This is a genomic window from Paenibacillus baimaensis, from assembly GCF_025567575.1.
The window spans coordinates 408470-433187 of the sequence record NZ_JAOQIO010000084.1 but is presented as its reverse complement, the minus strand read 5'-3'; the positions used below and the strand labels follow the sequence as shown (position 1 = coordinate 433187).

General features: G+C 44.5%; 23 protein-coding genes and 1 pseudogene. 6 read left to right on the top strand and 18 right to left on the bottom strand.

The features are described 5' to 3' along the window. Positions 1-3: 3 nt before the first annotated feature. Positions 4-366, bottom strand: a complete 363-nt coding sequence (locus tag OB236_RS21070; protein ID WP_076229072.1) for a DUF2294 domain-containing protein — start codon at positions 364-366, stop codon at positions 4-6. 117 nt (positions 367-483) lie between these two features. Between OB236_RS21070 and OB236_RS21065 the strand changes: the two genes are divergently transcribed. Next, positions 484-1518 (top strand): LacI family DNA-binding transcriptional regulator, encoded by a 1035-nt coding sequence (locus tag OB236_RS21065; RefSeq protein ID WP_262685759.1) that lies wholly within the window; start codon positions 484-486, stop codon positions 1516-1518. A gap of 143 nt (positions 1519-1661) precedes the next feature. On the opposite strand, the gene OB236_RS21060 is transcribed toward OB236_RS21065, so the two are convergent. After that, entirely contained in the window at positions 1662-2621 is a 960-nt protein-coding gene (locus OB236_RS21060; RefSeq protein ID WP_262685758.1) for a dihydrodipicolinate synthase family protein, read from the bottom strand. Positions 2622-2719: 98 nt separating this feature from the next. Next, positions 2720-3328: a TetR/AcrR family transcriptional regulator gene (locus tag OB236_RS21055; protein ID WP_262685757.1), complete on the bottom strand. Its 609-nt coding sequence runs from the start codon at positions 3326-3328 to the stop codon at positions 2720-2722. 187 nt (positions 3329-3515) lie between these two features. On the opposite strand from OB236_RS21055, the gene OB236_RS21050 reads away from it, so the two are divergent. After that, positions 3516-4343 (top strand): SDR family oxidoreductase, encoded by an 828-nt coding sequence (locus tag OB236_RS21050; RefSeq protein WP_262685756.1) that lies wholly within the window; start codon positions 3516-3518, stop codon positions 4341-4343. Position 4344: 1 nt separating this feature from the next. Here the strand turns inward: OB236_RS21050 and OB236_RS21045 are convergent, their stop codons facing one another. The 5 genes from OB236_RS21045 to OB236_RS21025 form a co-directional block, all read right to left on the bottom strand. Continuing rightward, positions 4345-5682 carry a cytochrome P450 gene (locus tag OB236_RS21045; RefSeq protein WP_262685755.1) on the bottom strand — a complete coding sequence of 446 codons (1338 nt, stop codon included), beginning with the start codon at positions 5680-5682 and terminating at the stop codon, positions 4345-4347. 124 nt (positions 5683-5806) lie between these two features. Beyond that, positions 5807-7687 (bottom strand): molecular chaperone HtpG, encoded by a 1881-nt coding sequence (gene htpG, locus OB236_RS21040; protein ID WP_262685754.1) that lies wholly within the window; start codon positions 7685-7687, stop codon positions 5807-5809. Positions 7688-8292: 605 nt separating this feature from the next. Next, positions 8293-10017: an assimilatory sulfite reductase (NADPH) hemoprotein subunit gene (gene cysI, locus OB236_RS21035; RefSeq protein WP_262685753.1), complete on the bottom strand. Its 1725-nt coding sequence runs from the start codon at positions 10015-10017 to the stop codon at positions 8293-8295. A gap of 36 nt (positions 10018-10053) precedes the next feature. Further along, positions 10054-11910, bottom strand: a complete 1857-nt coding sequence (locus OB236_RS21030) for an assimilatory sulfite reductase (NADPH) flavoprotein subunit (RefSeq protein ID WP_262685752.1) — start codon at positions 11908-11910, stop codon at positions 10054-10056. A 339-nt stretch (positions 11911-12249) separates the two neighbouring features. After that, on the bottom strand, positions 12250-13539 hold the full coding sequence (locus OB236_RS21025) for a Gfo/Idh/MocA family protein (protein ID WP_262685751.1): 1290 nt from the start codon (positions 13537-13539) through the stop codon (positions 12250-12252). Positions 13540-13819: 280 nt separating this feature from the next. Here OB236_RS21025 and OB236_RS21020 point away from each other — a divergent pair, with 280 nt between their 5' ends. Continuing rightward, positions 13820-14554 (top strand): WecB/TagA/CpsF family glycosyltransferase, encoded by a 735-nt coding sequence (locus OB236_RS21020; protein ID WP_262685750.1) that lies wholly within the window; start codon positions 13820-13822, stop codon positions 14552-14554. A 51-nt stretch (positions 14555-14605) separates the two neighbouring features. Here OB236_RS21020 and OB236_RS21015 read toward each other — a convergent pair whose 3' ends face one another. The 10 genes from OB236_RS21015 to OB236_RS20970 all read right to left on the bottom strand — a co-directional run bounded on the left by OB236_RS21015 (position 14606) and on the right by OB236_RS20970 (position 22660). Next, the gene (locus OB236_RS21015) at positions 14606-15346 is read right to left on the bottom strand and encodes a class I SAM-dependent methyltransferase (RefSeq protein WP_262685749.1); all 741 of its coding nucleotides are present in this window, start codon (positions 15344-15346) and stop codon (positions 14606-14608) included. A gap of 497 nt (positions 15347-15843) precedes the next feature. After that, positions 15844-16308, bottom strand: a complete 465-nt coding sequence (locus tag OB236_RS21010) for a DUF1801 domain-containing protein (RefSeq protein ID WP_262685748.1) — start codon at positions 16306-16308, stop codon at positions 15844-15846. A gap of 64 nt (positions 16309-16372) precedes the next feature. After that, positions 16373-16573 (bottom strand): hypothetical protein, encoded by a 201-nt coding sequence (locus tag OB236_RS21005; protein WP_076229055.1) that lies wholly within the window; start codon positions 16571-16573, stop codon positions 16373-16375. A gap of 20 nt (positions 16574-16593) precedes the next feature. Continuing rightward, complete coding sequence (locus tag OB236_RS21000) at positions 16594-16929, bottom strand: hypothetical protein (protein WP_262685747.1); 336 nt, start codon at positions 16927-16929, stop codon at positions 16594-16596. A 166-nt stretch (positions 16930-17095) separates the two neighbouring features. Next, a complete protein-coding gene (locus OB236_RS20995) occupies positions 17096-18274 on the bottom strand; it encodes an MFS transporter (protein WP_262685746.1) in 1179 nt (392 codons plus the stop codon). Between the two features lie 112 nt (positions 18275-18386). Further along, positions 18387-19280, bottom strand: coding sequence for a LysR family transcriptional regulator (locus OB236_RS20990; RefSeq protein WP_262685745.1), 894 nt, complete (start codon positions 19278-19280; stop codon positions 18387-18389). Between the two features lie 172 nt (positions 19281-19452). Then, positions 19453-20886 carry an MFS transporter gene (locus OB236_RS20985; RefSeq protein ID WP_262685744.1) on the bottom strand — a complete coding sequence of 478 codons (1434 nt, stop codon included), beginning with the start codon at positions 20884-20886 and terminating at the stop codon, positions 19453-19455. Positions 20887-21048: 162 nt separating this feature from the next. Continuing rightward, the gene (locus tag OB236_RS20980; protein ID WP_262685743.1) at positions 21049-21633 is read right to left on the bottom strand and encodes a TetR/AcrR family transcriptional regulator; all 585 of its coding nucleotides are present in this window, start codon (positions 21631-21633) and stop codon (positions 21049-21051) included. Positions 21634-21802: 169 nt separating this feature from the next. Then, positions 21803-22282 (bottom strand): VOC family protein, encoded by a 480-nt coding sequence (locus OB236_RS20975; protein WP_262685742.1) that lies wholly within the window; start codon positions 22280-22282, stop codon positions 21803-21805. 84 nt (positions 22283-22366) lie between these two features. Then, positions 22367-22660 carry an alpha/beta hydrolase gene (locus OB236_RS20970; RefSeq protein WP_262685741.1) on the bottom strand — a complete coding sequence of 98 codons (294 nt, stop codon included), beginning with the start codon at positions 22658-22660 and terminating at the stop codon, positions 22367-22369. A gap of 154 nt (positions 22661-22814) precedes the next feature. On the opposite strand from OB236_RS20970, the gene OB236_RS20965 reads away from it, so the two are divergent. The 3 genes and pseudogenes from OB236_RS20965 to OB236_RS40335 all read left to right on the top strand — a co-directional run bounded on the left by OB236_RS20965 (position 22815) and on the right by OB236_RS40335 (position 24718). Further along, positions 22815-23129, top strand: a complete 315-nt coding sequence (locus tag OB236_RS20965; RefSeq protein ID WP_262685926.1) for a winged helix-turn-helix transcriptional regulator — start codon at positions 22815-22817, stop codon at positions 23127-23129. 16 nt (positions 23130-23145) lie between these two features. Beyond that, a complete protein-coding gene (locus tag OB236_RS20960; protein ID WP_262685925.1) occupies positions 23146-24084 on the top strand; it encodes a DsbA family oxidoreductase in 939 nt (312 codons plus the stop codon). A 107-nt stretch (positions 24085-24191) separates the two neighbouring features. Then, a pseudogene (locus OB236_RS40335) lies at positions 24192-24718 on the top strand (Rpn family recombination-promoting nuclease/putative transposase).

The window sequence follows — 24718 nt, the reverse complement described above, 5'->3', positions numbered from 1 at the left end:
TATTTATTTTAATGAAAACTTGCTTTCAATATCCTGATCGAACACAAATATCGACATCCCAAAATCCTTTTCCAGATCGATATCAACGAACAGCTCGACAAATTTGGCCCCTAGCAGTTGTTCCATTTCTATCGGCGGGTGATTGCGATAAATATCTTTCACCATTTCGGTACGCGCTGTGCGCAATACCTGCTTACCATCCGTTCCTGTGGCGATGAACTTTTCCACCGGGGACAAGTTGCCTTCCATCTCACAAATTGCCCACTGCTTGCAAAAGGTGGTCCGGATTTCCCGCGGTCCCTTGCCCATATGTCTTTTTCGAAACGCTTTCACTAAATTGCTGAATTCTGCTTCCTTCTTATTCATACCGAGGATCCCTCATTTTCGGGTCTATGAAGCAAATTTTATCATGGTACTGTACAGAGTTCAATCCCTAAGCAAATTAAGCTATAATACGAATAATAAGTATTACAGTGAATAGAGGTGAGCACACTGTCCAGTATTAAAGATATAGCCAAGCTTGCACAGGTTTCCCAAGGCACGGCTTCACTTGTTTTGAATGGAAAGGGAACCGCACTTCGGATCTCGGCAGCAACCCAACAACGGATTTTGGAAGCAGCCCGGGCTCTTAACTACAGTCCTAATATTTCGGCTCGTCGTCTGCGCAGTGGTGGAGAAACGGTCGCTCCGATCATTGCGTTATTTTGGACGATGGATACCCGCGCTTCACTGATCGGTCGATATTTAAAAGGGATTCAGGAGAGTCTGCACGCGCAGGAAACCGAGTATGAGCTGTTAGTTCAACCTTATGTCGGAGGCCGGATTCAAGACGTCAAAAGCCTTGTCACCGGTACCCGCTTCAATGGAGCGATTATTGCGAATGCTACGGATGAGGATGAGGCCTTTCTGCAAACGACACCGCTTCTGGTTCCTGTTGTGCTGTATCAGCGGTATTCCGATAAATTTTGTACGATTAATGTAGATAATGAGCATACAGGGCAGGAGGTTGCCCGTTTGTTTACAAGCAGAGGTCACACTCATGCAGGTGTCATCGTTCCGAGAGTATCATCCAGAGCCATCCAGTACCGTAAGCAGGGGTTCATAGATAAGGCAGCGGCTCTTGGACTTTCGATTAACCCTGTCCACATTACGGAGGGGGAGTTCTCGGAGGAAGGCGGCTATCAGGCGGCACAAGCACTGCTGCATGCTTCTGAAGATCGACCTACAGCTTTATTCGTACTTAGTGATCAAATGGCTGTAGGTGTACTTGCAGCCCTGCGAGAAGCAGGAGTAAGAGTTCCTGAGGATATAGAGCTTGTTGGACACGATGACAATGAAATCGCCCGCTTCACCGTTCCTCCATTAACCACGATTCATTTTCCGGTCGAGGAGATGGCCAAGGCTTGCTTTCAGATGATTGTCGATGTCCTGCATCATCAGGTTGTTCCACCCGCCGCACGTATGTTCGAGCCACATCTGGTCATCAGGCAATCCTGTGGAGAATTTAACAGCCGTTAGACAACTGCTCAAGCAACTTGCCAAATGTTCCTGATAGATAGTTACAAGACAAAAACAGCAGTTCCGTCATCAACGGTTCTGCTGTTTGCTTTTTTCGATTATGGGATTTCCTTGGATTAAGAATGATTGCTGCCCTACTCAGCCTACTTCGCTATAGAATTCGCAACAGCAGCCTGCCCATTCACGAATAAGCCTAACCACTGATCCAACTGCTTCATCTGGTCCATAACAAGTCGTTCTTTCGTTATAAAATCTTCCTGATTCCTCGCACGGCATTGAAGCGTAAAGCCCAACCCCTGCTGCTGCAAATAGTATTTGGCATTCAACGGATACAACTGATGCTCAATCATCGAGGAAACTCCCAGATAGCTTTGAACCAGAGCCGCTTTGTCCGAGTCCTTGTTCCAATTGTTAAACAACCATGCATACAGATCCGGATGAAAATTCGCCATAATCCCGCTAAAACCTGCTGCGCCGATCTTTAGAGTTTCCAGCAAAGTTGCTGAATTCGCATTGAAAATTTTGAGCTGACTTCCTTTAACTGCATCTAATTTAGCTTGAATTTGCTCCACGTCGCAGCAGGTATCCTTCAGGAACAAAAATCTCCCAGTTGATGCGCACCAGGCAAGCAATTCGGGCGACATCAATCTTTTGTAAGGAAACGGACATTCGTAAATGCCAAACGCTACATCAGGCACAGCCGCCAATATAATCTCCGCATTACGCTTCCATACGTCATCCGACTCATCCTGTGCTGCCAGTCGGTTGCTCACCATTACGAAAGCATCGATTCCCACCGCGGAGATCGCTTTTATTTCCTCGATCTGATCCTGAATGGAATCGGATACGTGACCGGAAGCGATCACCGGCACTCTGCCAGCTGCCTGCTTCTTGACGAATCCGGCTAGCTGCACTCTCTCCTCCAGAGAGAGCTTGAACATTTCACTCGACTGACATACGGCGAATAAGCCGTCAACCCCTTTGGCAATATACCATTCAACAAGCTTTTCCAACGCTTTGAAATCGATTTCATTTGACTCCGTAAAAGGGGTAACCATAGTCGGCCATACACCGTCAACGATAAGATTTGCAGGCTGCTCCATATAAGTATCCTTCTTTCTAATAGTTTGCTAAAACGTTATTCCTATTATTGATTATATTTTCAAATCAGTAAACTGTCAATTCAAAAGTATCGTGTTCTCTACTTCTCAAACCCCTTCAGCGCCGTTACCAAGGGGCCATGTCGAATTAACCGAGTTATCATCAATGCCATTTCCCGTGGGGGAAGTTCCATTCCCGATGCAAACCAATGGTGAATAATTCCGAAATAGGCAGAGCTAAAATAAGCAATAAGATAATCAGGCGGCATCGTTTGTGTATGGGAATCAATCAGCTCCTGCGGGATCTTGGCATACATCCGGTCATGCAGCAAGGAAGTCAGCTTACGGCCGAAACTCGGCACTTGGGGATCAAACACGAGTTTGAACATGCGTGGGTTGACGTTCAAATAATCAAAGAAGGACATGATCATGGGGAAAGGTTCATTATCAGTGTCAAGACTCATGAGATCTCTTGGATCTTCTTGATGGGAAAGGCTATTCATTCCCTCGATCAGGCTATCCTCTAGCTTTTCCATCAAATCGTAAATATCCTGATAGTGCAAATAAAAGGTTCCTCTATTGATCCCCGCCTTTTGCGATAAGCTCCTGACTGTCACTCCCTCGGACCCTTGCTCTTCCATAATGGTCAGAAAGGCATCTTCGATCAGCTTTTTGGTTCGTATAACTCTCAGATCATTGGCTTTTTCCATGTGTAAACACAATCCTTCCAAGTCATGTACGCCGTTAATAAACAGAACCGGAGTTCCTGTCTATTATGAAACATTCAGCGTAATTGTGATTATTGTAAGTCAAAATTACTTACATTATAATAAACATCAATCAAGTAAATCAACAATGTGTTGATTATTATTTATATACCAAAAAGGAGTGATCCACTTGTCAAATATAAAAACAGCCATCGTCACAGGTGCCTCAAGCGGAATTGGACGTGCTATAGCAATTCATCTGGCTCAAGCGGGAATGCATGTCTACATGACAGGAAGGAACGAGGAAAAGCTGGAGCTTATACGTGATCAAATCGAAAAAACGGGGGGCCGCGCAAGTATCAGCGCTTTTGATATTCGCGATATCAAGAAGCTTCAGCATTTTGTTCAGCAAGCTGCACAGCAAACAGGAAGATTGGACGTTATGGTCAACAATGCAGGTTTGCACCTACATGGGGAAATCGCTGAAGCTGATCCCGATATTTGGCGTGAGATGATCGATGTCAATATTATGGCCCTGCTGGCGGGATCACAAGCAGCTATTCGTGCAATGCGTCAGCATCCTGATACCGCTGTCGGACACATCATCAATATCTCCTCAGGCAATGCCAAAGAACCAGGCAAAGATTTTTATAGCGCTACCAAACATATGGTAAATGCCCTTTGTGAAGCATTGACACACGAGTTGGCGGACGAACCAATCCGAGTAAGCAATATTATGCCAGGCGCTGTTGCGACAAATTTTGGGCGAAGCGTTGACCCGGTGCGGATTCAAGAGCTTGCTGGCAAGCTTGGTATCGATGTGGAAATCAAGAAAGACGAGCATCTACCTGATGCACTGCTCGAACGTATTCATGCTGCCATGGGTCAAATATTTTTGAGTGCAGACGATATCGCCAAAGCAGTCCTCTATGTCCTCAATCAACCTCAAAATGTGGTTGTGCGCGAAGTCTATCTGACTGCACCTGACGTTTATTTAGGAAAGGAGTTTTCCATGTAGTTTAAACACGTGGAGTTCTTTCAATAACCTTCATCGGTAAGCCGCCTTGTACTCGCAAAGTAATTAAGGGCTCGGGTTTAACCGAATGGGAGTCCAACAGCTGTAATTTGTATCTTTGACCTACTACAGCCACAATAATTGCCGCTTCCATGAGTGCAAAGTTATTTCCTATACAAACCCTTGGACCTCCTCCAAAAGGAAAATAAGCGTATGTTGGGATGGTTTTCAGAAAATCATGATCAAAGCGTTCAGGGATGAATTGATCTGGATTGGCAAAATATTTGGGGGTCCTGTGCATCGCATACTGGCTCATAAAAATCGTATCGCCTTGAGCAATATCCATCCCGCCTATCACCACGGGTTCTGTGGCTTCCCGCCCAATCATCCACGCGGCCGGATACAGTCGCATCGATTCTTGAATGATTTGGTTCGTGTACTTGAGTTTGGGAATATCGGATAAACGGGGTGAGTTGCCTCCTAATACTTCATCCAGTTCAGCCCAAAGCTTCTTTTCGACGGCATCGTTCTGAGCTAGCAAAAACCAGGTCCAGGACAACGTGTTCGCCGTTGTTTCATGCCCTGCTATGTAGATCGTAATGAGCTGGTCGCGAATTTCCTGGTCTGTCATCCGGGTACCGTCTTCATCCTTGGCTGCGAGAAGCAGAGATAACAGATCCTGATGCTCTTCATCCGGTTGTTTGCGCCTTGCTTCTATCATTGAATAAATAATTCGATTCAGATAACCTTGTGATTCCTGCAGTCTATTGTCTGCTTTTTTGGTAAAAAACTTTGGCACATTGATCACACTTTTGGCTTGTTGAATATTTCTTCGGCTTCCCGCCTCGATGATTTCCCCTATTTGATCGACATCTTCAGTCAGATTATGACCAAACATCGTTTTATTTATGATTTCCAGAGCTAATTCCGTCATATCCCGATGTATATTTCTATCTTCCTGGTTGACCCAGGTATCCAGCATTTGTTCCGTATGCTCGACCATCACACCTGCAAAAGAAGATATATGCTTGGCATGAAACTGAGGCTGCATCAACCGCCGCTGGCGTTTATGGGTGTCACCTTCACTTGTTAATAATCCTTGGCCCAAAAATTTGCCAGCAATCTGCAGACCTTTTCCTTTACGAAAGCTCGAAGTTTTGTTAACCAGAACCTCTTTGATCAAATCCGGATGATTCAAAACAAACATTTTACGATTAGCTCTGTGACCAATCTCAACAATATCACCCAGTTCGCGAATTTCGGTTAAAAAATGTAAGGGACTGTTTCTGAATTTCAGCAGATTCTTGATGTTAAATCCCGAAACTGTATGGTTGCTGAACATGTAATCACGCCTTTCGCTGGTCCTGATTCCTTATATGTATAACCTTTCCTTCTTTGATTATACTATTCCACCGAATATGGATACAAAAAAACGGCATTTCTGCCGTTTCATTGTTCCACACCTATTAAACCATAATTTTGCAAATATCGTTTGTGAACTCCACCGGATCCTGAATCGGTAGTCCTTCGATAAGCAAGGCTTGATTGTATAATAACGCCGTATACAGGTTCAGCTTCTCCTTATCTTTCTCATAGGAGTCCTTCAAGGATTCAAACACGGCATGGTTTACATTTATTTCCAACACTTTATCTGCTTTTACATTAGGATTGTTCGGCATCGCTTGTAATATTTTTTCCATCTCAATCGTGAGTTCGCCTTCTGTAGACAAGCAAACCGGATGTGTTCTGAGTCTTTTGGACGCTCTGACATGGGTTACTTTACCGTTCAACAAGCTTGTCATATGCTCAAACAAAGCTTGATTGTCGTTCTTCTCGGCATCTGTATCCTTTTCGTTCTCATCCACTTCAATACCCAGATCGCCGCTGGATACGGATTTGAATTCCTTGTCTTTATATTTCATAATCATTTTAATGGCAAATTCATCGATATCGTCAGTGAAATACAAGATTTCATAGCCTTTATCGGACACAAGCTCTGTCTGTGGAAGCTTTTCAATTCTTTCATTCGATTCACCGGATGCATAATAAATGTATTTTTGCTCCTCCGGCATTCTTGCTACGTATTCATCCAGGGTTACCAGCTTTTTCTCTTTCGACGAGTAGAACATAACTAAATCCTGCAATACGTCCTTGTGGCTGCCATAATCGCTGTAAATCCCGTATTTGAGCTGTCTGCCGAACGATTTGTAGAATTGTTCATACTTCTCTCTTTCGTCCTTCAGCAAGCTTTGCAGTTGGCTCTTGATTTTGCTCGAAATGTTCTTGGCAATCAGCTTTAACTGGCGGTCATGCTGCAGCATTTCTCTGGAAATGTTAAGCGACAAGCTTTCGGAATCAACCATCCCTTTGACAAAGCTAAAATAATCTGGAAGCAAATCGGCGCATTTGTTCATGATCAGCACGCCATTGGAATACAGCTCCAGTCCTTTTTCGTATTCCTTGGAGTAGAAGTCAAAAGGCGTGCTCTCGGGAATAAACAAAATAGCCTGGTACACCACCGCTCCATCCGCACTGATATGAATATGCTTGAGCGGCTTATCGAAGCCGTAATGCTTTTCCGCATAAAACTTGTCGTAATCCTCAGGTGTCAGCTCGCTTTTGTTTTTTCTCCAGATCGGAACCATGCTGTTCACATGCTGCTCTTCCTGGTAGTCCTCGAACTCGCTTTCGCTTCCTTCTTTCAGCCTTTTGCCACTCACGTCCATCTTGATCGGGTAGCGAATGAAATCGGAGTACTTTTTGATAATTGCTTTTAAGCGGTATTCTTCTAAGTATTCGTCGAAGCTCTCATCCTCTGTATTGTCTTTGATTTTCAGGATGACCTCCGTACCCACGGAATCCTTCTCACACGCTTCAATTGTATAGCCCTCTGCACCAGTCGATTCCCACTTATAAGCGCTGTCTTCATATAAAGACTTACTGATGACGGTAACTACATCCGCCACCATAAAAGCGGAATAAAATCCAACGCCAAACTGGCCGATAATATCATGACCGTCTTTGGACTGGTTTTCCTTTTTGAAAGCAAGGGAACCGCTCTTGGCAATGATTCCAAGATTATTTTCCAGATCTTCTTTGGTCATGCCAATTCCGGTATCGCGGATCGTTAGTGTTCTGCTCGTTTTGTCGGCCGTAACCTTGATATAGTAGCTGTCTTTGTCGAAGACCAGTTTATCGTCTGTTAATGCTTTGTAATAAATCTTGTCGATGGCATCACTCGCGTTGGAAATCAACTCTCTGAGAAATATCTCTTTTTGTGTGTAAATGGAATTGATCATCATTTCCAATAATCGCTTGGATTCTGCCTGAAACTGCTTTTTTTCCATTTGAATCTCTCCTTTGAGTATCGAACAAAAATAGATTAGCACTCTCAGCCTTTGAGTGCTATTCTCTATTTTTATATCATTACTCGCTTTTAATGTCAATATAGCATAGAAGTTATGTATAATCGTAAATTGTCAAACACACACCTTAAGGCGTCATTGGTGTACAATTTACTTTGGTGCGTGGGGAGGGAAGCGACTATGGGATTCCGACCGCTGTCGAAGCCCGTGTTCCATGAATTCAAGCTTGCAGCGGTTGGAACACGAGCTTCAAAGGCGGACGCTGCCGCTTCTCCACCCCACAGTCGTTCCCTCACTTGTTCTACTCTGAGCTTGGTGATGCTTGCTTTAATAGTCCGGTGAAAAAGCTTCCGCTGCGCGGTCAAATATCCTTCCAATCGCTGTTGTTTCCGTATTTTTCTGATCCTATAAGACATTTAGCTGTACATATACGGAAACAAAGGCGACCACTACGCTTCTGCAGGATTATTTGACCACTCCGCTCCTTATTCACCGGACTTTTAATGCTTTAATATTGTAAATATACCAAGAAGACCAGAGTCGAATGTCTCTGGTCTTTTTGAGCTTACATTATGAATGACACCCAATTAATCGTGAAAATTCAATCCTGAAGTCACTGCTTTTACATAACCGGTACGGATAACAAAATCTCCAAAATGCTCGCCTTGCGTCCGTTCTATTGCATATCGATGGAAAATAGGCTTGAGCGTATCCAAAATTTCCGCCTCACCGATATTTTCCCGATACAGCTTGTTCAGCCTGTCTCCGGTAAAACCAGCGCCCATATACATATTATATTTGCCTGGCGCCTTACCAATGAACGAGATTTCACCCAATCCAGGTCTTGCGCACCCGTTAGGGCAGCCAGTCATCCGAATCACAATCTCTTCCTCGCGCAAACCAACTTCATCAAGGATCAGCTCCAGCTTACCCATCAAGACTGGCAAATAACGTTCGGCCTCAGCCATGGCCAGCCCACAGGTTGGCAAGGCCACACAGGACAAGGAGCTTCTGCGCAATGCAGATTGGTGAGCACCATCAGACAGTCCATACTGCTCGACAAGCTCCATGACTTTACGCTTCTTCGGCGTAGTTACGTTGGCAATGATCACGTTCTGATTCGGTGTCAACCGGAAGTCACCCGTATGAATCTTGGCGATTTCGCGCAGTGCCGTCATCAGAAGGTAGCCCTCTTGATCTTGAATCCGTCCACTTTGAACGTAAAGCGTCAAGTTCCATCTGCCGTTGCTGCCCTTCACCCAACCATAGCGGTCGCCGTTATGATCAAAATGATACGCACGCGCTGCTTCCAGCTGCCAGCCCAATCTGTTATGCAGCTCGGTTACAAACCACTCCAGACCATGGCGGTCGATCGTGTATTTGAAACGAGCATTTTTGCGGACCGAACGGTTTCCGTAATCGCGCTGGATCGTAACCGTCTTCTCTGCTACATCAATCACTTGCTCCGGTGTGCAGAAGCCAATAACACGACCCAGTTGCGGGTAAGTGCTTGTATCGCCATGAGTCATGCCCATTCCGCCGCCAACCGTAACGTTAAACCCAAGCAGCTTCCCATTTTCAACAACGGCAATGTAGCCCAGATCCTGAGAAAACACATCTACGTCATTGGAAGGTGGAACGGCCATACCGATTTTAAATTTACGCGGCAAATACACAGGACCATAAATCGGCTCTACTTCTGCCTGGCCTTCTGTGCTGTCTAGCACCTTTTCGCCATCCAGCCATATTTCGTGATAAGCGGGTGTCCGAGGGGACAAGTGATCGCTAATCTTGCGTGCCCAATCGTAAACCTCAGCATGAACCTCAGATTGGTAAGGATTCGGATTGCTCATTACATTACGGTTTACATCACCACAGGCAGCTAATGTAGTCATCAGCGTGTCGTTAATGGTGCGAATCGTCTTTTTCAAGTTCCATTTGAGAACCCCATGCATTTGAAAAGCTTGACGTGTTGTTACGCGCAGCGTTCCATTACCATATTTTTGAGCCAAGCCGTCCATGGTCAGCCATTGGGTGGGTGTAGCTACGCCGCCTGGCGCCACTACGCGAAGCATGAACTGGTAAGAAGGCTCCAGCTTCTGCTTTTCACGCTCGTTACGCAAGTCTCTATCATCCTGCATGTAGCTCCCATGAAATTTTAACAGCCGATTATCATCCTCAGGCAAACCGCCGGTTATCGGGTTTCCTATCGTTTCTACGAGCGCTCCACGCAGGTAATTGCTCTCGCTCTTAATATGCTCAACTTCGCTTGGTGGTCCGCCTACAGGCTTCACCAATTGATCATTCGCCATAGTTGCTATCTCCTCTCGCACTCAATCCATCTTCTATTAATACACGTCGCGCTGGTAACGCTGCTGCTGCTGCAAATCGTCGAGATAAGCGACAGCTTCTTCAGGACTCATGTTGCCCTCCTGCTGGAGGATAGTGACCAACGCAGCATGGACGTCATGTGCCATATGCTTCTCGTCGCCGCAAACATAGATGTGTGCACCTTCTTGAAGCCATCCAAAGACATCGCTACTTTTTTCCAGCAAACGATGCTGTACGTAGACCTTTTCTTCCGTGTCGCGAGAAAACGCAACATCCAGACGTGTCAGCACGCCCTCTTTAAGCATACGCTGCCAATCGGTCTGATACAGAAAGTCGGTAACAAAATGCCGATCGCCGTAGAACAGCCACGTTTTTCCTTGTGCACCAAGCTCCTCGCGTTCCTCCAGAAAAGACCGGAATGGAGCGACTCCCGTACCTGGCCCAATCATAATAACAGGGACATCAGGGTTCGTTGGAAGCTTGAAATTCGGATTATGCTGAATATAAATTGGCAAGGTGCTGCCATTCTCTAAACGCTCTGCACAATGAACGGAGCATACGCCATAACGTTCCCGGCCATGGGCTTCATAACGAACTGCCCTGATCGTAACATGCACCTCATCCGGGTTAGCCTTAAGGCTGCTGGCAATCGAATAGAGACGTGCAGGCAGTTTCCGCAAAATAGCTGTAAAGCTGCGAGCTGAAACTTGACCCGGTGAAAAATCCTCAACCAAATCCAGCAAATCGCGGCCATCCAGATACGCCTTAAGCTCCTGCTCATGTCCTGGTGCCAACAGCTCGCTCAGCTTAGGGTTGGAGAACAACTGCGCAGCCTGCTCCAATAATGGCTTTGTCAGCACCGTAATTTCAAGATGATACAGCAGCGCTTCACGTAAAGGATGCTCTTCACCCTTCTTGTTCACCGGAACTGACTCCTCAGGATTCCAGTTCATAGCCTTAATCAGTGAATCTACTAATTCCGGGTGATTTTCCGGATAAATCCCTACGCAATCGCCAGGCTCAAACTGCAAATTGGAGCCCTCAAGCGACAGCTCAAGATGACGGGTTTCCCGATCCGAGCCGCGGCCATTCAGATTCAAATTTTCCAGAACCTCGGCTTTAAAAGGGTTCGTACGGGAATATTCAGACTGCTCTTGCCCGATGGTGCTAACCGATACTTGGGCAGCATTCGATGCCGCTGCAGATGTATGTTGGCTTCCACTTAAAGAACTTAGAACATGCTCAAACCATTCCGCAACCGGCTCGTCATAATCCAGATCACAATCAACTCGCGGAGTCAATCGTTGACCGCCAAGCTCCTCCAGACGAGTATCGAAATCCTTGCCGGTTTGGCAGAAAAACTCATATGAAGTATCTCCCAAGGCAAGCACGGAAAAACGCAGGTTTTCCAATTGAGGGGCTCTTTTGCTATAAAGGAATTCGTGGAAGGATCGGGCATTATCCGGCGGCTCACCTTCACCATGGGTACTTACCAGTACCAACAAATTCTCGACCTTCTTCAAGCCATTCGATTTGAAGTTGTTCATGGAAGACAGGGTTACCTGAAACCCTTGCTCTTCGAGCTTACGGGACAAACTGCCAGCCAGACGTTGACAATTACCGGTTTGGGAACCAAAAAGAATCGTCACTTCACGGGAAATAACAGGTTGACTGACTGTAGGAAGTGCTTCCACAACCGCGACCGCTCTTGCTTGCTGATCAGCGACGATCGGTGCCGATGCTGCTGTTCTTTGTAGGGCGGACAAATACCCGCTGATCCATACCTGCTGTGAATCTGTTAAGGTTGGCAGAAGGCGATTAAGAAGCTCGACTTGCTCCTGATTAAAAGGACTGTTCGTTACCTGAAGTTGCAACAATATCCACCTCTCATAAACATAAAATCTTTTTTTCTATCCAAATCGACATTTCATCAAATACTAACCTAACATATTACAACAAAACGATCAACGGAGACATTTCATCCTGATAAATGATTTTATTACATTAATATCCATTTTAAACAAAAAGACATAGAAATCGGGGTGATTTGCCCTGATTTACCCCTTTTCATTATTAAAAATGATAGTTTTCATTAGAAAAAATGATATAGTCTTTTCGCAATATGAACTGTAAAAACAGCTATATCATAGAAAAACCGCTCAGGCTTTCACCGGGCGGTCCAATCGCAGTAGGCAAATCCCACTTGAAGAGCTCTATTTCAATTCGAGTGTTACCAGTTGGTTAAGACGTCTGGATCGTTCCGCTGCAAAGCCGATCCGGTGACCATCTACCGATTGTTCAAGTGTAGTAGAGGAGATAGAGGGCTGTTCTCCGCGCAAGGCACGTACGAAATCTTCTACTAATAGAAGATCACCCCCGCCGTGACTATCGTCGGCAACATCTACGGCAATCTTGAGCTCCTTGTATTCCCGCCCTTTAACCGGGTCCGGCTGACGCAGATAGAAATAGCCGTCCTCAAGAACCCCTTGAATCTCCCCATGCGTACCGATGATATGCAGGATGCGACAGGATCTTGAAGCGGTACCTACCATATTGTGGGATGCTGTTGCCAAATTATCAAATTCAATAATGACAGACTGGTGGTCTACAACATCGTTATCACAATGCCATACACAGCGGCCGTAAGGATTATCCGTACGCAACGATTCCAGCTTATCCTCCTCACTCATCCGCATACCCAGGTGATAGTTATTCCACACATAAAAGCCCCAGCGCTCCATATTCAAATAATGCTTACGCGCTGAGTACATACAGGATTCTTCAATGCTGCAATCGGTCAGACAGCGGCTACCAGCTCCCACAGGTGCTTTCTCCGGTCGGAATTGCATACGACTGCCGAAGCTGCTTACTTTATGAGGCCGGGCCTCCCCCATCAGCCAGGATACCAAATCCAGATCATGGCAGCATTTGGCCATCAGCATCGAGGACCCGCATTGGGCTTCGGAGCTCCATTTGCCGCGGACAAAGGATACCGCCATATGATGATAGCTCACATGCTCCGAGGTATGCATCGTCAAGATTTCGCCGATTTCGCCGTCAGACACCAACTGCTTCACTTTCTTGTAAAAGGGCGCGTAACGAAGCACATGGCATATCATCACAATCCGGTTATATTTGAGCGCAGCAACTTCCAGCTCCAGCGTCTCCTCCTCCGTCACACCAATCGGCTTTTCCAGCAGCACATGATACCCGTGTTCAAGCAAGGGCAGGGTTGTTGAGACATGAAGCTCGTCCATCGTACCATTAATAACTGCATCAGCCAGTTGAGCATGGCCTAACAATTCCTCTACGGAGGTAAACGTGTTGTGAGCGGAAATTCCAAAACGCTCCGCAGCCAATTGTCTGCGCTCCGGGTCCGGCTCCGCCACACCTTCAATCTGTAATTGGTCGGGATAACGTTCTGCGTAGGATGCATAGACGAGACTGCGTTGTCCCGCACCTACAATGATTACGCTTACAGGTTTACTTGCATTTGAACTCATTTTGACTCCTCCTCTACCATCTTCAGCATTCAAACGGATTCATGACAAGTCTGACACTTTGTGACGAGCTGATATGGCAATCTCCGTATCACCTTGATTATAACGTGAATTCGAAAAGTAACCAGTCCCTAATTTCACCTTTTCCTGCGGTTTGTTGTCATCGTGTACCCGGTTGCGCATCGGCAGATTCATTCGTATGCTTCTTGGACAGCAGTATAGCCCCTTAGCTTAAATCGTGTTAATATATAGGGATATCTGAAACGAAGGTGGAATTTCTTCAATGGATAATGTCGCCAAAATTATGGGCATTCCTTTTCCCAAAATGACAATGGACCAAACCGTACAAGTACTTGACGAGGTCATAGATCAACATAAATCAGAGCTTTTCCATGTCGTTACGGGGAACCCGGAAATCGTAATGTCCTGCCAACACGATCAATCGCTGCGTTCCATTGTTGATGAGGCCGGTCTCGTTACGGCTGACGGTATTGGCATCGTCATGGTTTCCCGTTTGAAAGGTGGGCATCTTCCAGAAAGGGTTACCGGATGTGACCTGCTCTTCAAACTGCTGGAGGCTGGAAATCACAAAAAATGGTCATTTTACTTTCTCGGCGCAGACGATGCTACAAGTAAAAGAGCAGCGGAAGTGATTAGTCAAACCTATCCGAATGTATCCATACTGGGCAGGCACCATGGCTTTTTTAAACAAGAGGATGATGCAAGGATTGTTCAAGAAATTCAGTCCTTGGCACCTGACTTCTTAATCGTAGCACTTGGGGCTCCATACGCTGAACGATGGATTCATAAGTATAAATCAAAGCTGAATGCCAAAATTGCTATCGGTGTCGGAGGCAGTCTTGATGTTATCGCAGGTAAGGTCAAACGGGCACCTGAGGTTTGGCAGAAATTACATGCAGAATGGTTGTATCGATTAATTAAACAACCGTCGAGGTGGCGTAGACAGCTGATTTTACCTCGATTCGCCATAAAGGCATTAATGTTTAGAGAGCATTAGTTTACAATGGAAACAGGGATCGCCTGAACATCAGCAATCCCTGTTTTTGTATTATTTTTTGGTCGCCACTACCATAATCTCCACTTCATCGAGGTTGATCTTTCTTTTCCCCCATCGTCCTGCTGTACCACCCCAGATGCTATCAACGTGAAATCCTGCGTTGTCAAACATCTGTTGAAGCTCTGTTGGAAAATATCTGCGTTCCTTCATCTGTATTTCTTTTTTCCCCTCCGGCAAATCCCATTCAACGACACTTTGCTCAATCATCGTTACCGGATTAAAAATACCGTGTTCGACCTCTTCTTGAGTAAATCTCCTGATTTTTGAATAGGCATTTAAAGTGGTCAGAATAAAGCGGGCCTTCGGTTTAAGCGCCTGACTCACATTGTTGAGGATTGCCATATCATGCTCAATGGGATCATCATCTTGACCCACTAAACCAAAGGCACCTTCACACAGACAAATTGCAGCGTCATAAGATTCGCTTCGGGAGAATTTTACTGCATCACGATGAACCCACTCGACATGAACCTTTGCTGCTTTGGCTGCTGTCATAGCTTCTTCCAGCATACCGGACGATATATCGATACCTGTAACCTGATATCCACGCTGTGCAAGCTCAATAGAATGTCTTCCTGTCCCACACCCCACATCGAGAATGAAGCTACCAAAGGGAAGTTGCAATTCGTCAAGAACAAAATCAACTTCGGCAGCCGTATTTTTAGTAAAACCATTATTCATATAAAAAGGAGCATGCGTATCAAAAAAAGCTTCCCAGTTATTTGCGCTCAATTTTTTATACCTCTTTTCATACTGCATCGCTCCCTTGTATTCGAATATGTAAAGTGTAGTATATGATTTCCGATCATACAACGGATTAATTCGTTATTAACGATATTGTACAAATCTGCTGTGTATGTTGATAGGCTTATGTTTAAATCCGCTTACAAAAGGCACACTAATTATGGAAAGCTCCCATTTCAATCATTTAAGCTCCTTCGTGACGATAAGTGTGTCTTTCGATCAAAACGTGATATCTGATACATTATTTTATTCAATAATATGATAAGCTAATCGAGACTACTTCAAAGGGTGTGTACAGATGAATTCTCAAGGAATAACCAATGAAGAATTGACGTTGCTACTATCCAAAGATATTTCAGACAAGTCAGAAGAGGGTCCTCTGTTTATCCCAAGATCCAAAAAAAGACGAAGAAAACATAAATTGTTTTCCCGCCTATTATTCTTTTCGCATAAATGAAAGTAACCGTCACACTCATGCCAAAGTATTACTTTGTTATTCGTTTCACTTCAATCTCATACTTCTTAAGGTAATCCTCTAAGGTTATCTTCTTGCACAGCTCTGCTATCAAGTCATAAGGAATGCTCTCCATCTTCTTAAAACGTATGCATGACTTTCCCATATCAAGCTTTGTATGAACATGCTTAGGATATTCCTGCTGTAACCAGGCTAAAACCTCTGGAAATGTATAAATTCCCATATGATAAAGCGCCACATAGTTCTTCTGGGAAGCTATGCTTATAAAGGGTAGAGGCTCCTCAGGATTAACATGATACCCAGACGGATAAATACTATGGGGTACGACATAACCAATCATTCCATAGGATATGGTTTCTAGAAAGCCTGTTGGAAGATTCTCCTTGATCGTATTTCTCAGCTTGTCCATCGCTTGCTTTCTGTCTTCAGGTAGTTGGCTGATATAGGTTTCTGGACTATTTGCCTCGTACTTCATTGTATCGGTCAACTCCTCACAATCTCATGAGTGCTAATACTAATATACCCACTATTACACTGCCCTAATTGATGTCTCCATGCAAATGATGGGCCAGACTCGATTTGATTCCTAAAATCACAACCTTTTGCTTTCGTATAGTCCTCTTGTAATGATCGATTTGTTGGACATACAGCGCATAGGCTTCCTCAGCTTCTTTTAAAGCAATTTCAGCCTCAATTAATCGGACCCTCAGCTCTTCTCTTGCCAATTCTTCTTCTTCCATTCCGTAGCTTCCCCTTAAATTCAAGATGATTTGATCCCCAATTGATTTCTTACAAATTCCAATTCCTTATCCATACCAACCGCACGAACCTTATGCACTTTCTTTTGCGTTCCATCCTTCAAGCTTATGATTTGCTTCCTCGCGTCCCATTGCGTCACTTCTTCAATATGAACGGCCTCTAACGGCTGAATTTTTATCCATCCTGTTCCTCTTTGGGATAATTCAAAATCAAATTCACGAACTTTTTTTGAGAATCGGAAATTTCTTCTTCTGAAAAGAGTAATGACACCCACAATAACAGCTAACCAAAATACAATTGGAAAATAAATGACAACCGTTTGTACAAAACTATTCAACCTTAACAGCTCCCTTTGTAGAAGTAAAAGTTATCAGATCCTTTCATTTATCATACCAATATTGACCAAATTAGTATATGATCACACCACCCGTGCGGCCGCGTCCCATTCAAATGCAACAAAAAAACGACATTTCTGTCGCTTTAATAGTAGACATTTCTTCCATTTAATTGACCATACGAGCGGTTCGACGGTGAACCATGAAGTAATAAATGAAAGCCGATAACAGCACTACAACGCATGCAACAAGAAACATGATGCGGTAGTTCGCAGCGCCAGCAATCAGACCAAGAACAAACGAACCCAGCCCATAACCAAAATCAAACAATAAAAAGAACGTTGCCGTAGCAGCACCGCGCCGCTCACTGGAAACCGATTGGATGGCGAGTGTCTGAAAGGAGGGAACCAAAGCTCCATGACCCAGTCCAATGATAGCACCGGAAAGCAGCAGTACAAAGCTCGAATCCGCTTGACTCAGTATCAACATACCTATCGCGAAGCAAAGGACACCCGGATAAGCCAGATAGTTCCCACCGTACCTGTCGAATATTTTACCAACAAGCGGTCTGGAAATAATGATCATCACGGCAAATACGATAAAAAACAGCCCTGCCGCATTGTCTTGATGGAGCTCTATACTATAAGCCGTAATGAATGAAGTTAAGGAGCTGTAGGAGAACGCAAGCACCATTCCAGAAAACGCGATCGGCAGCGCTTTTTTCTCGATCAAATTCCGCCATGACATTTTTTCTGCTGCCTGTGGAATGGATTCGCGCTTATTATCCTTTTTGACCAGCATGGTGAATACCAGAGCCAGACACGAAATACCCGCGCTGATGGAGAACAATACAGCTTCACTGTCGAATTGATTCCATAACATGATCCCAAGTGCCGGACCAACAACCATGGCGATGCTCATAAACATGCTAAAATAACCAATGCCTTCTCCTTTGCGGGATTCCGGAATAATGTCTGTCGCCAATGCGCTCGTGGAAGTAGCCGCAACTCCGAAGCTTCCTCCATGAATGGCACGAATGACCAATAATAATAAAATACCGGATACCCCAAAATACACAAAAGATGCAATCACGAAAATGGATAATGATATTACAGACAGCTTTTTCATGCCGAAGCGATCAACCCATCTCCCTGAGAACAGGCGCATCAGTACGCAGCCCAGAGACCATAGAGTAATGACCAATCCCATTTGCTGCTTGCTGCCATTCAGCACCTCTTTCACGAATAACGGCAGCGCGGCAGCAAGCATATAGAAATTTAGAAAAATAAAAAAACTGCTCATGCATATAACCATAAAATCTTTGGTCCATATCCGGTTGCTATTCAATCAGCTCATCTCTCTTTACTCATGATAAGCTAAATTATAACGAATCCCACTTATAATAATAAATACATTTAATTGTATATATTCATAGGTTTAGAACTATATGAAACGTGAGTCATGGATGATTGATTTTGATTTGTTCAAAATGGTCAATAACAAAATCGATAAAATTGTGCACGGTGGAGGTAAGGTAATGCTTCTTATTCAATAATAGCCCGATGGTTCTGAAACAAGAAGGCTCTTCAATCCGCAATTTGACGGTATCTGAAGATGCTGAATTAAAGGACGTAATCGATGGATAAAAAGCAACCCCGAGTCCTCTGGCTACTAATTTTTGGGTAATGCCTGCCTCGTCGCCTTCAAATGCGGTAAAAGGTGTGAAGCCAGCTTCCCTGCAAAAATCCTCAGTGATGTCTCTGAACCCGTGACCCGCAGGCATAGCTATGAATGGCTCGGATTTAACTTCATTTAATCGGATGCTTGTGCGATCCGCCAAACTATGCCCTGGTGGAACCGTCAGCAATACTTCCTCTCGCAGCAGCGGAATCCATTGCAAATTCTCACTGATCAGCTCTACCGTTGAAATACCCAAATCAATCTCGGCACTTTCCAGCTGCTTACCCATCAGTGCTGACGATGACTGATACTGTCTGAATCTGACCTGAGGATACAAATTTTTGAATCCGACTATTAAATCCGGCAGGATGCTCGGAATGGTTACTGCGATTGCGATTTTCTCATTGTTTTTCCGGCTAATTTCTTCCATTTCTCTAAGCCCTTCATTTAACTCCATAAATACATTTTCGATTCTTCGGAGATAGGCTTTGCCGCATTCATTTAATTCAATTTTTCGCCCATTGCGCGTAAACAATTGATATCCCAGACTCTTTTCCAGACGTGAAATCGTTTGGCTCAATGACGGCTGAGCAATTCTTAATTCCTCCGCTGCTCTGGATAAATGCTCATATTTGGCTACAGTTTGAAAATACTTAAGCTGAAGTAAATCCACTCTCAACACCTGATCTTTCTATTATTAGTGAGAATTAGACAGCGACTACAAGACAAGTCTATGGTCTCATACCCACCTACGCAAATCAATACGTACAGCAGTCAGCAGAAAAGCCCGGACAAGATCAAAAGATCCTGGCTCAGGCTTGTTTCCTGCGCTGCAGTTAGACGGTTCACTTCGCCGTAACATCTCCATACTTACTATCAACGGTGGAAGACTTTTTGGGTTTAAGTGCAATTAAAGCTATGACGATGCCAATGAGAGCAATACAAGCGTTAATCACAAAAGCGGTCTGTATCGCGCCATTCAATTGTACAGGATTCATCGATTCCATAGCAGCGCTAGTACCCAGGCTTGCAGAGATGATCGCCATCGTTACAGCCAATCCAATAGCTCCGCCAATTTGCTGTCCTGTGGAAACAATAGCGGATGCGATACCTTGTTCCTTCATATCAATACCTGTACCGCCGGCAATATACATCGTTGTAAATACGAACGCCTGACCCAGACCTATGATGACTGTACCTGGAATGAATCCCCACGCTGTCCCTGTTTCAGAAAGCCCAGTGAGCAGCATAAAACCGACTGCACCAAGTCCCATACCGGATGCAATGGTGCCAGCTATGCCAAGCTTCGCTATCATCCTGTTAATAAGCTTTGCACCTAAGAGTGCACTTAGAGTCAGCGGCAAAAAGCTGAATCCCGATTGAATAGCTGAGTAATGCAATACCTCTTGAGTGTACAGAGTCAGGAAATAATATAAAGTTCCGAACGATGCCGAAAATAAAAAGGCGGTAAAAGCAGCTCCGGTTAAGCTGCGTAAACGGAACAATCTAAAGGGAATCAGAGGCTCCTGCGTACGATTCTCAATGACTACAAATAACAGAAGCAAGACAATCCCTAATAGACCAGGGATGATCGTATTTACGTGCAGCCAGCCTTCAATCGGGGATTGGATGAGATAATAGACGATTAAAATCATCCCCGCCGTTACCGAAATCGTACCTGCCAGATCATACTGACGTGTTGCGGAAGTGGTCCTGCTTTCCACAAGGGCGAAAGGAGCAAGAATCATGACAAGAAAAGCAATCGGGACATTCACGAAGAAAGTGGATTCCCATCCAACGTAGCTGGTCAGCACTCCGCCAAGCAATAATCCAAGAGATAAACCGACTCCACCCATAGCAGCCCAAATCCCCAGTGCACGGTTACGTTCCTTGCCTTCTTCAAAATTAGACATAATAAGAGACAAGGTTGCAGGCGACAGAAGCGCTCCACCAAGACCTTGTAGTCCCCTGGCCAAGATAAGGAGCAGCTGAGAATCAGCCAAACCGCCCAGTAGAGAACCTACACCGAAGAGGCCTATTGCAATCATAAACATTCTCCGCCGCCCTAACAAATCCGACAATCTTCCTCCGATGAGTAAGAATCCGCCATACGCTAAGGAATAAGCACTAACTACCCATTGCAAATGGTTGGCTGTAAAGCCTAAGTCAGCTGCTAGAGAAGGTAATGCAACAAAAATAATCGTGTAATCAAGGGCCAAAATTAACTGCGGTACTGCTAGGAGTATTAATGCCAAGCCTTTTGGTTTGTTCTGATTCATGAGCATATGCACCCTTTCTTTTTTAGACTAAATAGTCTGGAATTATCAAAAAAATTTAACCCACTTCCAAAACGCATCATTTTAACAAGTTAAACACCTCTTTTCCAGATCGTTCAGTCCAATATATTCAAAAAATAATGAAGCGTCAAATACGCTCCATAATTAATCAAGCGTGGATAGGGTAACGGCTGCAATATCGTCCAGAATCCGAGGGTCCTTGGTTAATTTGGCCGCCTGAGTCAACGAATATCTCGCATGATTCAAATATCTGGCAAGAGCCAGCAGGTCATCTTGACGATCACTCAATTCACCCTGTTTGCGAGCAAGAACTAATGCTTCATAAAAAGCTTGCTCCAAACGTGCCATATCTTGTTTGAATAAATCTGCGATCTCCGGGTCATGAGGAACCTGATCAATGGCACTGTGCATGATGAAACATTCCTTACGTCGATGTTCATCCTTCAGCACAGCTACGGCTTCACTGAAGATAGCGGCAATGGCTTCCTTCACCGAACCTGGGCGCTTCAAATATGAAATGACAGCCGCGGATTTCTCATTCACATAATGCTTCACTGCCAAAATAAATAAATCCCTTTTGGTGCCATAAGTGTCGTAGAGGCTCTGACGGGCTATGCCTAACCCATCAAGTAAATTTTGCAATGAGGTGCCCTCATATCCATAATGGCCAAATACTTCCATCGCCTTGTGCAGCACAAGCGTAGTATCGAATTCCTTACTTCTGCCCATATTTTTTTTGATTACCTCCCTGCTGAAATCTATCTTATCTTTTTCGGACTGATTAGTCAAGAAAGTATTTTGAGTTCTTGTTAAGAGCAAATTGTCTCGTATGAAACGATTATTTAGCAAAATAAAAAAACGGCATCTCTGCCGTTCGAGCTACTTGGTAACATTTGATTTAAAGTGCTTGTCCGTCATATGCCTGCTTTAGAATTTCAATATCAATCTTGTCCATTTGCAGCATGGCCTGCATCACCCTTGACGATTTCTCTGCATCTTTGTCCTGAAGCATTTGGCCTAATGCAGTGGGAATGATCTGCCATGACAAATTATATTTGTCTTTCAGCCAGCCGCATCGTTGCTTCTCCCCGCCTTCAGATAGTTTCTCCCACAGCTCGTCTACTTCTTGTTGGGTCTCGCAGTTCACAAAGAACGATATGGCTGGTGAGAACGTGAAGTGTGGGCCACCGTTTAATGCCATAAAATGTTGACCGTCCAGTTGGAATGTACAAGACATTGCCGAACCCTTCGGTCCTGGTCCTTCTTCTCCATAGCGAGTAACACTTTCAATTTTGGAGTTTTTAAAGATCGAGACATAAAAGTTCATCGCGTCTTCGGCAGTGCCATCAAACCACAAGAACGGGTTAATTTTTTGCATGTTGGTATGCTCCTTTTCACATCATATTTACTTTCCACAAGTAAATAGTAACATAAAATCGAGCGGCGATTTCTTATGGATTGCTTACTTCAACCTCGTTTGAACATATTGACCAATCTGAGCAATAGCCTGCTGTGCCTCTGGCAGCATGTAGGCCAAAAAATGAAATACACTCCACATATGATCCCATATCTCCAGATGTACAATGACACCTGCAGCTCGGGCACGATCCGCAAACCGTATAGAATCACTTAACAAAACTTCATGATCACCAACTTGGATGAATATATCAGGTAACCCGCTCAAATCCATCCTCAATGGCGATAACAAGGAGACTTCCTCCGATACGTTGCCTAGATAAGCCGTATGGTGGTACAAACTTTAAGCTGGAGTTCCGTTTCCTTTTCTTGATGCTAATTAGCATAATCTAACTTAACTATATGTCAATATGTACGTATACGCCCAACTAAATTATCGATCTTGATATATTTATTATATCTAGTATACTATATATATCAAGGTGGTGATTGTTATCGACATTTGTCCGTATTTAGAATATTCGTTTCAGATATTGGGTAAGAGATGGAACGGCCTAATCATACATTACCTTTCCCTTTGTCCGAATGGAGCGGCACATTTTTCTGAAATTAAAAGGGATCTTGCGGATATTACTCCAAGAGCACTTTCATTGAAACTGACTGAACTTGTCGAGCATGCCTTAATCGAGAAAAAAGTAACGAATGGCTCCAATGTGATCATTTCGTATGAATTAACGGAAAAAGGACGATCTCTCACAACTGCACTCCAATCCGTCCAGAAATGGGCGCAAGAATTTAAGAATCTGTAAGGAAGAGGCGATTCGAATCCCTAACAATAAGATGATTTGCGATTTAGAAACAGGCGTATGCGGTACTGCAGATGAAGAGTCCATACAATTTATTGATCTTAAGCCGTCCAAGAAAAAGGCTGACCTTTACTATATCACTGACCCGATCTGTTCCCATTGTTGGGCGCTTGAGCCCGTATTACGGCGTTTTGGGGAGCAGTACGGACATTATGTCAATTTCCATACAGTGATGGGTGGTTTATTGGAAGGTTGGGACGGATTTGCTGACGTCAAGAATGGCATTGGCAGTCCAGCCGATGTAGCTGGTCACTGGAAAGAAGTTGGCTCACATTCCCGTATGCCGATTGACGGCTCATTATGGCTTCATAATCCAATTCTTTCTTCATATCCTCCTTCCCGAGTGTTTAAAGTGATCCAACAACAAAATGAGCATCTGGCTACTGTTTTTCTGCGCCGGGCGAAAGAAGCTGTTTTTGCACATAATCAGAATATCGGGGAAAGCCTGGTGCTGATTGATATTGTAAATCAAATGGGTCTTGATGGGGAAGCAATCGTGGATCATGCAGAGCTTCCGGCCGCTCAGCAATTGTTAGAACAGGACTTTGACCTTGCCAGATCGCTCGGCGTACGCGGGTTCCCTACGATCATTATGACCAACGAGGGTAATCAAGGCGTCAAAATCGTCGGTGCACGCCAACTGGAATACTATGTAAAAGGACTGGAACAAATTCTACCGTCAGAATCACTTCAAGCCAAACCGTTGCCGGAGCTTGCCCAACTTCTTGAAAAAGAAACTCGTTTGTTCGCAAAAGAGGTTGAGGTTATGTATGATCTTGAGCGCAATCAATTTGACTCCTTTATACAAGAACACCTTCCACCCGAAGCGTACACAATCCACGAAATTCTGGGTGAACAATATATTGAAGGTAGCTCCAGAGCAAACAGCCGACCCTAGCAGGATCGGTTGTTTGTTTATATGGAGTTTTTCAAGTCCATAACAACCAAAATGTTATCCCCAAGCCAAACCATGGTATAATAAAAAGAAATGGAGTTGATTGTCAGATGCCGGATTTGCTTGACCCCAAGAATGATTTCGTGTTCAAACGAATTTTTGGCAGTGAAGACAATAAAGATGTGCTGCTCGCTTTCTTGAATCGAACGTTTGCCGAGTCGGGTGAGCCGCCACTGACAGAGATCGTTCTTCTGAACCCATACACCGATAAAGATGCCCCTAGATAAGCAGCCCATTTTCAACATTGTTATTGAAAGGTGCTGACAAATCGAATTGGGAGGTGCTGAGGATGAATGAGCCGACTTTGAAGAAAGCGATGGATACGCTGGAGTTTCTAAGCCAGGATCGGGAAGCTCGCCGCTTGTATGAGGAACGGCAGAAGTATTTGCATGACGAAGCTTCCATGATTGAATGGGCTACCGAAAAAGGTATGGCTCAGGGCATGGCTCAAGGAGAACAAAAGAAAGCCATTGAGATTGCTAAAAATATGCTCTCGATGGGAATCGCAGTTTCAGTCATTGTCAAAGCAAGTGGACTATCCGAAGCCGAAGTTGATTCGCTAAAGCCTATTCTATGA